Origin of the sequence: Mesorhizobium sp. M0152 (assembly GCF_040322415.1) — a bacterium.
Lineage (GTDB): Bacteria > Pseudomonadota > Alphaproteobacteria > Rhizobiales > Rhizobiaceae > Mesorhizobium.
Genome location: NZ_JAMYTH010000052.1, coordinates 18,604 through 28,879, shown reverse-complemented (window position 1 = coordinate 28,879; position 10,276 = coordinate 18,604). Strand labels below are relative to the sequence as shown.

The 10,276-nt window shown below is 56.9% G+C and carries 10 protein-coding genes and 1 pseudogene; 8 read left to right on the top strand and 3 right to left on the bottom strand.

From position 1 onward, the window contains the following. Nucleotides 1–661: IS66 family transposase (gene tnpC / locus NKJ26_RS30145; protein ID WP_352699219.1), on the top strand; the 661-nt coding region annotated here is incomplete at its 5' end. Between the two features lie 119 nt (nt 662–780). Here the strand turns inward: tnpC and NKJ26_RS30140 are convergent. Then, a complete protein-coding gene (locus NKJ26_RS30140) occupies nt 781–1,230 on the bottom strand; it encodes a hypothetical protein (protein ID WP_352699218.1) in 450 nt (149 codons plus the stop codon). 330 nt (nt 1,231–1,560) lie between these two features. Then, nucleotides 1,561–1,653: pseudogene (locus NKJ26_RS30135) on the bottom strand (transposase); the annotation flags it as partial. 521 nt (nt 1,654–2,174) lie between these two features. On the opposite strand from NKJ26_RS30135, the gene NKJ26_RS30130 reads away from it, so the two are divergent. The 7 genes from NKJ26_RS30130 to NKJ26_RS30100 all read left to right on the top strand — a co-directional run bounded on the left by NKJ26_RS30130 (nt 2,175) and on the right by NKJ26_RS30100 (nt 8,935). Beyond that, entirely contained in the window at nt 2,175–2,435 is a 261-nt protein-coding gene (locus NKJ26_RS30130; RefSeq protein ID WP_352699216.1) for a hypothetical protein, read from the top strand. A 58-nt stretch (nt 2,436–2,493) separates the two neighbouring features. Continuing rightward, nucleotides 2,494–3,405 carry a DMT family transporter gene (locus tag NKJ26_RS30125; RefSeq protein ID WP_352699214.1) on the top strand — a complete coding sequence of 304 codons (912 nt, stop codon included), beginning with the start codon at nt 2,494–2,496 and terminating at the stop codon, nt 3,403–3,405. Nucleotides 3,406–3,408: 3 nt separating this feature from the next. After that, nucleotides 3,409–4,650 (top strand): argininosuccinate synthase-related protein, encoded by a 1,242-nt coding sequence (locus tag NKJ26_RS30120; RefSeq protein WP_352699212.1) that lies wholly within the window; start codon nt 3,409–3,411, stop codon nt 4,648–4,650. Then, nucleotides 4,647–5,390, top strand: a complete 744-nt coding sequence (locus tag NKJ26_RS30115; protein ID WP_352699210.1) for a 2OG-Fe dioxygenase family protein — start codon at nt 4,647–4,649, stop codon at nt 5,388–5,390. The genes NKJ26_RS30120 and NKJ26_RS30115 overlap by 4 nt, the downstream gene beginning before the upstream one ends. A 1,557-nt stretch (nt 5,391–6,947) precedes the next feature. Beyond that, nucleotides 6,948–7,637 (top strand): DUF4145 domain-containing protein, encoded by a 690-nt coding sequence (locus tag NKJ26_RS30110; protein ID WP_352699208.1) that lies wholly within the window; start codon nt 6,948–6,950, stop codon nt 7,635–7,637. A gap of 268 nt (nt 7,638–7,905) precedes the next feature. Beyond that, nucleotides 7,906–8,382: a hypothetical protein gene (locus NKJ26_RS30105; protein WP_352699206.1), complete on the top strand. Its 477-nt coding sequence runs from the start codon at nt 7,906–7,908 to the stop codon at nt 8,380–8,382. Then, nucleotides 8,333–8,935 (top strand): hypothetical protein, encoded by a 603-nt coding sequence (locus NKJ26_RS30100; RefSeq protein WP_352699204.1) that lies wholly within the window; start codon nt 8,333–8,335, stop codon nt 8,933–8,935. Before NKJ26_RS30105 ends, NKJ26_RS30100 begins: the two co-directional genes overlap by 50 nt. Nucleotides 8,936–9,318: 383 nt before the next feature. Here the strand turns inward: NKJ26_RS30100 and NKJ26_RS30095 are convergent, their stop codons facing one another. Beyond that, nucleotides 9,319–10,221 carry a WYL domain-containing protein gene (locus NKJ26_RS30095; protein WP_352699202.1) on the bottom strand — a complete coding sequence of 301 codons (903 nt, stop codon included), beginning with the start codon at nt 10,219–10,221 and terminating at the stop codon, nt 9,319–9,321. Nucleotides 10,222–10,276 lie beyond the last annotated feature (55 nt).

Genomic DNA, 10,276 nt, shown 5'->3' with positions numbered 1-10,276 from the left:
CGGGTTCAGCGGTATCCTGCAAGTGGATGGCTACTCGGCCTATACCAACCTGGTCAAGGCACGGGCCAAAGCCGGCAGCAATGAAACAATCCGGCTCGCCGGGTGCTGGGCTCACCTGCGGCGCAAATTCTACGACCTGCACATCAGCGGGGTCTCACAGGCCGCGACGGTAACGATCATCGCCATGACCGAATTGTGGAAGGTCGAGGACGAGGTTCGCGGCAAGGATGCCGGAAGCCGCGCCGCGCTCCGTCAGGAAAAGTCCGTGGCCATTGTCGCGAGCCTCTTCGATCTATGGGAAGCGGAACTGGGGAAGGTCTCCGGAAAATCCAAAACCGCCGAGGCGATCCGCTACGCGCTCACCCGGCGGGAGGCGCTGGAACGCTTTCTGATGGACGGTCGCATCGAGATCGACTCCAATATCGTCGAGCGTGCAATCAGGCCCCAGACGATCACGCGAAAGAATAGTCTATTCGCTGGCAGCCAAGGCGGTGGACGAACCTGGGCGACGGTAGCCACCTTGCTGCAAACCTGCAAAATGAACAGCGTCGATCCGCTCGACTGGCTCTCGCAGACCTTGACCCGCATCGCTCAAGGATGGCCGGCATCCGAGATCGAAATGCTCATGCCTTGGAACTTTAGGCCTGACGTTATCGGCTGACCGCTTACTGTATTTGATGCTGAAATCGCGAAGAGTCTGGCTGACGAGCGCGTTTGAATGCTCGGCGACCATTGCCTGAGCGCGCGCTGGGTCTGTACGGTGTGCATCCTTGATCTTGTTCATGATCTTTTCGAATTCGTCCTGCTCAAGGCGTGTGCCAAGCCGGATACCCATGAGTGATGGGAAATCTCGCCCATGCTTCGACGAACCTCAGTGGTGGTCGGATTGTAGGCGATGTAGTTGATGAGCAGCTCTGGCCGCATTATGGCTCTTGGCAACCGCCTTCTTGGGAAAGCAAGCGCCACGGCAATACCGGATTTCGTCTCCTGCGTAAGCCACCAGGTGCGGTAGCCGTAGGGGCTTGATACCTCTTTTTCTTCTGCCCGGCGCCTCTTTTGAACGACCAGAATGTGGGCTGCATCATTGGCAGCGCGGATGTCTTCGTGGCGGCGGTTGCTATCCTTGCGGAGTTTCTTGATGGCCTCTGTGAGCTTCTTCAATTCGTCCTGATCAATTTCTCGCATCATATCTTCGCGGTCTTCGAATGTGAGCCCGTAGCGGACAGTCATGGTGTCCCGTAGTGCCTGGACGTTTAGGTGATGCAGGAAAATCCGGTGCGACTCATCGAAGTATCCATCGAGAACTCGACCTCGGCGCCGTCGGCTTTGCCGGGTCGTGCTGGAAGCGACCAGCGGCCTGCCTATCATCCGAGGCCGATCCTGCGAAGCGAGTTGCTGCGCCGTCTGTGTGGAGACTAGCTCCGGGCACAAGCGGCGCGAACTCCCTTCTCCTTTCCATCAATATATCGCAGTGCCGCTCTTCGCGGCGAACGGCTGCTCGACGCTGAAGCCGAACGCGGTGCTCGAACCTGGGCATAGCCAACCGATATCGCGCGGCTCGAGCCAGGCGGCGAACTCCCGACCCGAGCGGAACTGCCCCGGATCGGCAACGGATGCAGCCAATGCTAGAGCCCCTACCGGACCGATACCGGGGAACCGTGCGGGTGGACGGCAGTCGGCCAAGAAGCGACGGGCAATTTCCTCGTTCGACACTGCCAAGTCGGTTTCCCGAAACAGCCATTCCTTCAGTTCGCGCGCACCGCCCGGAAAAAGTACGAAGCTGTAGAGCGTCCGCAACTACGGCAAGGCGTAGTCAACGAGATAGTCAGTATGTATGCCAAGCTGCATCGGGGCGAGGCTTAGAGACCGCGCCGAGGTCGTTCGGACCGCTCTGCGAGCCGGAAGCCGCCTTGCCCTTCGACTTCTCATTTGCGACAGGCCCTGATGAATTGCCAAGCCGGGCTGCAGCGGGAAACCTTTCACGATAACAGGATCACAGCGTTCGGTTGCATGCCCGGCAGTCGGACTCATTGTCGGCCTTCTGACAATGTTGGGTATGAAACACTGCACTATCAAAACGATCATGTTGTCTAAAAATGGTTTTCTGGATTGGCACAGCATTTGCTTTGCTGAATCACAAATACCCTACGGCACGAACCTGCAGGAGTTCCTCCATGAACAGCCTCAGGCAGCGCTACAGCAAGATCTGTGCATGCGAATCCGCCCTCCGGTTGCAATCGGAATGGGCCGAGCTTGTAACCAAACACTCCCCCTACTGCATGTGGGGGCGCCAAAACTCTCCCGACGCGGGCGACGACTGGACAAAAAGCCGCTCGATCGTCCGCCGCTTAATGAAGTCCAGCGGTGGGACATCGATGAGCGCCTCGCGGAAGGCCGGACCGTTCCGCGATACCAACGTTACAGGGACGGCTTAATCTGTTTTGACTCGTTCTGCACAGTAGCATGGATGGCTGGCACAAAGGATACTTGAACGTGGACGTTTTCGAACGTGCTTCAATACCTGCGAGGAGGTCACTGACCTCATCCTTCTCGGCCGACCTGGCCGTACTGGGTGTCGCATTCGTTTGGGGCGCGAGCTATCCGGTCGCGAAAAGCGCACTATTCTATGCGCCGGTTTTGATCCTCATTCTTTATCGTTTCCTGATTACCACGATCTTTATGGCAGTGGTGGCAAGAGATGAGATAGCATCGATCTCTTGGGGCGATTGCATCCGAGGCCTCGTATTGGGGACAATACTTTTCTCAATTTTTATTGCTGAAACTTACGGTGTTGCATCAACAAGCGCAATGAATACGGCCTTGATCATTTCTCTTTGTGTAATTGTCACCCCGATCATTGACTCTGGGCTATCGAGGCGACTTCCACCTCCGGGCATATTGGCAAGTGCCGCCATATCCTGCATCGGTGTCGGCCTTCTCACTGGCGGGATCGGCAAGTTCAGTCCGGGTGACGCGCTTGTGCTGGGGGCTGCGATTCTGCGAGCAATTATGGTCGTTTCCACCAAACGCCTTCTGGCCGGCCGGCAGATTTCGTCTGCGGCACTGACGGCCATCCAGGGATCGGCGGTGGCAACACTCACTTTCGTTTTAGCCGTGGGTCAATTCGGAATCTACGGCCTTATTGTGAAGGCCCCCCTTCAGTTTTGGGGCGCCGTCGCCTTCCTTTCACTCTTCTGCACGATCGCTGCATTCTACATTCAAAACGCCGCGGTCAGAAAATCCACGCCGACACGGGTTGGCTTGCTGATGGGAACAGAACCCTTTTTTGGTTTCGTCCTCGCGCACCTTCTCCTGACAGTATCTTTGACCGCAACGGGCTTGATAGGTGCCGGCCTCATCCTCGCCGGAACCTTTGCCGGCATCTTTTTTGAGAGCAGGACCTGACAAATGAACCCCGTCTCAACTTCGATCAAACCATCTACCGGCGGCATTTTGAGTTTCGAAGATCTGGAGGCTTTTCCGGACCGAAACGCACCAGTTGCAACCATGTTCAGCGGCGGTCTCGACAGCACCTACCTTCTCTACAAGCTGCAAAGCCTTGGCTTTGCGAATATTGAAGCTGTCGCGGTGGATGTCGGAACTTCCATCGATAAGCCTTTGCTGGAACAGACGGTAGCCGGGTTCGGCGCACGCTTTGTCTGTCTCGAAGGGCGGGAAGCTTTTGTCGAACAAGGCGTGAAACCCGCCATTCGGGCCCACGCCAAGTACCTTGGTAACTATCCGTTAAGCAGTTCCTTGAGCCGTCCCGTAATCGCCTCGTTGATTGTTGATCATGCGACATCAATCGGCTCACGGCTGCTTCTTCATACAGCAAGTCTTTCGCAAAATAGTCTTCCGCGCCTTAACAATAGCATCAAGCGCTCGGGATTTTCCGGCAACTTCGGCAGTCCGTATGAATGCTCGGTGATTTCCCGGCAGCAGAAGGCCGCCGCCCTCTCCAAGTTCGGACTGGCTTTTGTGACGGACCGCACCTGGAGCGGAGACGAAAACCTCTGGTGCCGGGAATTCGAGTCTGGACCTTTGGAAAATCCCGAGAACTTTTCTATCCCGGAAGAGGCGTTTGATTGGACGCGCAACATTGCCACAGAGCAGCCGGTAGAGATCAAACTCGGATTTATAGACGGAAATCTCGTGTCAATTGATGACCGTGATGTTGCACTGATCGACACAATTCCGCTCCTGAATAAAACAGTTGGTAAATTCGGACACGGCCGCTTTGTTGGGCTCGAACACATCTCAAGCGGTGAAAAGGTTCTCGAAGTCCGCGAGGCCCCCGCGGCGGCCATCATCATGGACGCGCTGCGGCACCTCGAAACCGCTTCCCTTGGCGTCGGATCAATCGTGTTGAAGGAAGGGCTTGAGCAAGCCTGGTCCCAGGAGGCGGTTTCAGGTGCATGGGGCAGTACTATTCACAAGATGTGCGAACGGGCCATAGCGTCCGCGCTCGAGGGCGTCAGCGGGAGCGTCAGCTACATAGTCGATAATACGCGCTTTTTACCTCGGTCCATCATAGCCAGCACGCCCAAATATATTACGCACCGCCACCTTTGGGAACACCAAGCCGCGAGCCACCAAGCGTCCTTTAAAACTTCCCCCTCGCCAAATTACCAAGACGGGAGACACCCATGAAAAAGGTCGCACCCCAGGCGCTATGCAGCCTCAGTCAAGAATGCACTGATCATCTGGTGACGAATGGATGGTGGTTTTCGAGAGGTGAGCGCACCGAAGCCGGCTTCGGCATCGAAATTGATGCTGGCTGGAAGAACTTTGCTGACCACTGGAATCGACTGCTTCTCGATGAATACATGCGTGACGGCGGGACCTATCGCTACCGGCGCTATAGTGCGTTTGAATTTGACGCAGTTGACGGAATTTTTCGGCTCCTGCCGCATGCCCCTTATGAGCAATCGAAAGCCATCAACCACTTGAATGGCGGCTTCAAGCGCTACTTCGAGCCCTTTGAACAATCCTTTATAGATCATCCTGTCTTAAACAAGATCCTGACAGGTTTCTGCAGAATTCTATGTCAAACCGCTGGACATGATCGTTGGGATATTAAGCTCCATCCCTACCGGATTGTTGCACGCGACGGTGTAAACGGCAAACCAGCACCCGAGGGCCTTCATCAGGACGGGGTGGATTTCATCGTTTCTTACATGATCGGGCGGGTTAACGTGGCCGGCGGTATGAGCACGATTACTGATGCCTCAAAGCGGTCTCTCGGCGATGTCGAAATGAACCTTCCAAATGATTTTGTGATTTGCAACGATCGCAAGACGTTTCATGATGTATCACCGATCGTGACCGAAAATCCGAAAATGCCGTTCGCATATCGTGACGTCCTTGTCATCGCCTTCGAGAAACTATGAATGAAGTCTTGAATCCAAGCACGTTGCGACCAATAGCGAGATCGCTGTCCATACCTGTGGGAATGCTTGAGGCAGGGTCGGACATATCAAACGCCGCCTGATCAGTCGGATAATCTGCAAACGGGTGGAAGACTGCTCTTATGATATTATGATATGTAGTTTGGGACTATAGTCGAGGCTTGATTCCGTTGGACGCGAGTGCCTTCCGGCGCAGTACCGCCAAGAGAATTCGTCCACTGTCCGAGTCAGCACACGGGCTCGCCGAACAGGAACTTGGAACGCTTCTTCATGCTGTCTTAGGTGATATAGCCGCCCGGAGTGCTGCGACATGTGCACGATAGCATCAGCTCGCGACGAAGGATTGCTAACGGCGAACTCATGCCGGTCGGCGAGGCGATACTGGCTGGAGCATCAACTCGGCCGACGAGAGTGGCCCACCATCCTAGGCAGGATCGGCCGACATGGCCGGCATCGCGCGCCGCTCTGAAAAGAGCACAGCGGGCATCCAGACGCTGCCGGGTTGACTATGGGTGTCCGAACCGCGAAAAGGGGCCGCTCTTCATGAGTGGCGTGCGCCGGCAGTCTAACCCCAAGCCCCCCGCCCAGGCTGCCGGCGCGCTTCTAGCTTTCAAATACTTGATGCATTTGCGCTTTGCGTACCTCCGTGCATGTTGCTCGATGCCAGGCGGAGGCCTCTGTATCGCGCATCGCTGCAACGCCCAGGCGTTGATCCCCATCATCGCGGCGATCGCTTTGCCGCGATCGCCGCAGCCGTTTTCGAGCACGACAATCATGCCAGGCGGTGTCGGCAGCGATGCGCATGCAAAAATTCACAGATGCATGCTAGACTTAGACTAGCGCATCCTCGCCATCGCACTCGGCTATGAAGCCGCCTTCTTAGCTACGTCGCAAAGGGTTATCCGGCCAAGGCGGGTTCAATGGAATGAAATGAGGCCTTTTGGGTCCTGACCTTTCAACTTCCAGACTGCCATTTATGCGACTTTCTAAGCACAAAAGACGAACATGTAGGCATTGAGTGTTCTTGACGTCACAGTTCTGCGTCCGTTTCTGCCCTTGACTTCAACTCGTGAGAATTGTTGAACGGCTGGGTTGGGGACGGAACCGGCACGCCGTCCTGGGAAGACTGCGCAAGAATGCAGATGTTCAATCCAGCGGGCCCGAAGTCTCAAACTGGTGCCTTTACGGAGGTCGGCAACGTTTGCTTTCAGGGAGCCAGCTCGATAGGAGGCGGGACAGAGTGTTTCGAGCTTTCGAGCAAAGCGCAAGCCATCACATAGCCCACTCGACGGAATCGGGCACAACTTGAGCTTCGCGGACTGCTATTGAGCCGTTGAACCGCAGGTCGTGGCGAAGGGAATATGGAGCTGTCAAAGGGGAAGCGCCGTGGAAGCCTCACCGCCTAAGGTTGTGCCTGAGCCCCCGAAGATCGCGTTGCCGGAGAAGGCACATTGTCCGACATGCAATAGATCGCAGAACTGCGATGCTCATGGTCGAGTGTACAAGCCATGGGAGTGGTCTGACTGCCAAGGCCACACAATGTGCGGCGGCGTAACCTATACTTTGTTCGAATGTCGCGGTTGCAACGCCGTCTTTTACGAAACCAGTTCCTGGGACGAGAATGACGTTGACCAGTGGTATGGTCCTGATGGTCAAACAGAGAGCGAAGCCAATTTGACGAAGGAGACTTTTCCGAAGCCTCCCGCGCGTCCTCGTCCGGACTGGTTCGATGTCTCAGGAGCCATAAACCACACGCTTCACGGCATCATGGAGGAGACCTACAAAGCCGACGAAGCCGGCTGTCACTTGCTTGCGGCCGTGGGTCTCAGGACAGCATTGGACAGTTGTTTTGAGGGCGTTGGAATTGAGGGCGGTGACACCTTCGCCAAGAAGCTTCACGCTCTGAAGGCTGGCGGTTATATCGGCGAAACTGAGCACGACCTGCTTACGGTCCTGATCGACGCTGGAAGCGCTGCGGCTCATCGCGGCTGGACGCCGGAGCGACAGCATGTGCACCAACTTATGGACGTGCTGGAGAACTTCATCCAACGGGTCTTCGTCAACGGAAAGCGAGCGCTCGAAATGAAGGCCGGCATTCCAGGCAAGCAGCCTCGCATAAGGTCCCCTCGATCGTCTGTCGCTATTCCTGTCGTGATTGCGGAAAGTGAGCAGGAGGCAGCAACGACGGTCCTCATCGACTCCTGGCATACGGATGAGCCGCCGCAATGATGGCCGTCAGATTGCCCGCCTAACTGCCATGGAGGTTTGGAGGCGACGACGACGCGATGCGAATGTCCGGTCGTCGGCGACCTCACCGGTTCTGCTAATCGCGCGAGCGCAACTTATTGCGCGGCATAGGAAACGCTTTCGGTAAATTTCGAAGTCAATCCCTACGGCCGAAATGGAGGCGCATTGCTGACCGGCAGATTTGGGGCCCGAAGCGGACAGGTGGCTCTAGGTTTCCGCGGAATCAGAAGCGGAGAGATACGTCCGCGCGTTGGAGACCGCGCGTCGGCTCCATGGGCTCGGCGCCAACGTTCATGTCTGGCTCCTCGCGTTCCACAACGGCCAGCAGGACAGCGCGCTTCGTCATGCCAGGACGGAGAAGAACGTCGAGGGCCTCGGAAAGCTATTTCCGCCCGAGCGAATAATGGAGGTGGATATCAACCTTGGGGGCGCATTCGAGGACCCTGTCGCGTCGCGGCAAACCTATGAGAAGATTCGCGCGGCCGGCGATCCAACTTTGTATGACGACGTCATTGTGGACATCAGTGCGATGCCTCGGATGGTCGCGATGACGAGCGTCGCCGTGCTGCTGCGTGGCCTCGACATCGCATCGGCGACCGGCAGGTGCGTCAATCTGCACGTCAGCGGAGAGCGTCACGTCCGACCTCGCGGCGGGCTAAGGCTCGCTGAAAGACCAAGTGTCGTTCGTGCGCGGCTTCTCCGGCGAACTGACATCGCAGACAACTAAGAACCTACCGCACGTCTGGTTTCCCGTTCTTGGGGAGAGTCAGCGCGACCGTCTCGACAGGATCCACCAGAAACTCACCCCGGATGAGATTTGCCCGGTTGTGCCGTTCCCGTCGCGAGAGCCGCGACGTGGGGACGAGATCATCTATGAGCACCGCGAATTGCTGTTCGACACCTTCCAAGTCGAGCCACGTAACATTCTCCTCGCATGCGAATACAACCCTTTCGAAGCCTACAAGCAGGTGTTCGAGGCGATGGACCGGTATCGACGCGCGCTGAATACGCTTGGCGGCTGCAAGGCCTTCGTTTCACCGCTGTCTTCAAAGCTCCTCTCAATTGCGGTGCTGCTGGCCTGCTACGACCATCTTTTCGGTGAGGTCCCAGGAAAGCGGCTGAAGGTGGGAATACCCTATGTCGAGACAGCGACATACGCCGATCCGGTCCAAAAGCCGGACGACCCCTTCGAGTTGTACTCGATGTGGGTTCGTGGCGAGTGGGAGATTGTCGCTGGGACTGCCGCGGACGCCGGCATGCCGGACGAACGGAACGTCTAGCTAAGCGACGTAGCCCTGAACAGCCTACACTTGGCCGTCCTCCGCATGGGAAAACCATCGCGCACCTCGGTGACGGCCGATGGCGGGACGAGGAGGCGGCAAGCTGGCGGTCAGGGACGGGAGAGCGCTTGTTCCAACTCCCTGCCCATTTTGAATGCACCGAGCCGGTCCTCTACACCAAGGTGGTGCTGGCGGCGGCTCATCTCGATCACGACCTAGCAGACAAAGCCGGCGAACCTGCGCGCCTTTGCCAGCGCTCTCACATGCTGCACGACCGGAGCATCTGCGACAGCGCGATATTGCGTACAAGAAGCGGCGGTCAATGGGCGATCTGGTCGGCGGGCGCTACGAGTAACGAACACGTTTGCGCTTAGGCGATGATATCAGAGTGCGTTTGATCGGCCGGTGATGAGGCGCTTGGAGCGTTCTTTCGCAGACGCGATCTCCCTGTTCAGTTCTTCCAGGTTCTCCAGCCATAGCTGGATACGTGCTGGCGGCACGTCCGGATGAGACTGCAGGTCGAGGTTGTGGCGCTTGACGAAATAGAACGCCACCGCTAGCCGCATCTTTAGCTTGCGCTCACCGCCCTCAATGCGGAAATCGTGCTCGATGGCGGCTCGCTGCTCTGCATCAAGGCCTGGATGGGCTTTAATCCTAAGGACGAAATCCGTCGACCACTCTAAGTCATCGGCGGGATCAATGTCACAGGGCTCGGGCGGCCAGAACGAAAGGATACGCCCGAGCACGTAGTCCCTAAATTCTTGGCGGTCGACCGAGAACGCTCGGCAATGCCAACGCGACCCGTCGTGAACCAGAGCATGAGGGCATATCGTTCTGCGGCCTGTCCGACTCAGCGACTGATAAAAGACGTCGATCTGGGAGCGCGTCTCGATCGCGTCGACCACCGCCCGAAGGACGTAAGCCTCGGGGCCTCGGGATATTTCAGGGATGATCTCCACCGGGGGTGTCTTTTCGAACCAGGTATCGGCCAGACGCGCGGCGCCTGACTCGATGGCGCGCAACTGTGCGAGATAACGTTCCGGCGACAACGTCAGGAAAACCGGGCGGAAATTCCGAGTCTTCACATACGACTTTTCCGACGCGTCGTATTCGATGTTGCCGGGGGCAATCTCCTGATAGGTCCGGAAGTCGACCGAGGCTTGAGGCGACGAGATCTGAAACCTCGTCTCGAGGTCTCTCCGGTTGACCGAACCTGTCCAGTAAATACGCCATTCCATGAATTCGTAGCGCTGGGCCACCGTCCAACGCACATCCGGATCATTCATATGGATCGCCTCATTGACACTTATAAAAACTACGCATATAGCAGCAAACTAGTTG

What these genes read in the sequence shown, in the direction of transcription:
- NKJ26_RS30140 (WP_352699218.1), bottom strand. Translation starts at nt 1,230, where the DNA reads ATGACTGTCCGCTACGGGCTCACATTCGAAGACCGCGAAGATATGATG.
- NKJ26_RS30130 (WP_352699216.1), top strand. Translation starts at nt 2,175, where the DNA reads ATGAACAGCCTCAGGCAGCGCTACAGCAAGATCTGTGCATGCGAATCC.
- NKJ26_RS30120 (WP_352699212.1), top strand. Translation starts at nt 3,409, where the DNA reads ATGAACCCCGTCTCAACTTCGATCAAACCATCTACCGGCGGCATTTTG.
- NKJ26_RS30115 (WP_352699210.1), top strand. Translation starts at nt 4,647, where the DNA reads ATGAAAAAGGTCGCACCCCAGGCGCTATGCAGCCTCAGTCAAGAATGC.
- NKJ26_RS30110 (WP_352699208.1), top strand. Translation starts at nt 6,948, where the DNA reads ATGTGCGGCGGCGTAACCTATACTTTGTTCGAATGTCGCGGTTGCAAC.
- NKJ26_RS30095 (WP_352699202.1), bottom strand. Translation starts at nt 10,221, where the DNA reads ATGAATGATCCGGATGTGCGTTGGACGGTGGCCCAGCGCTACGAATTC.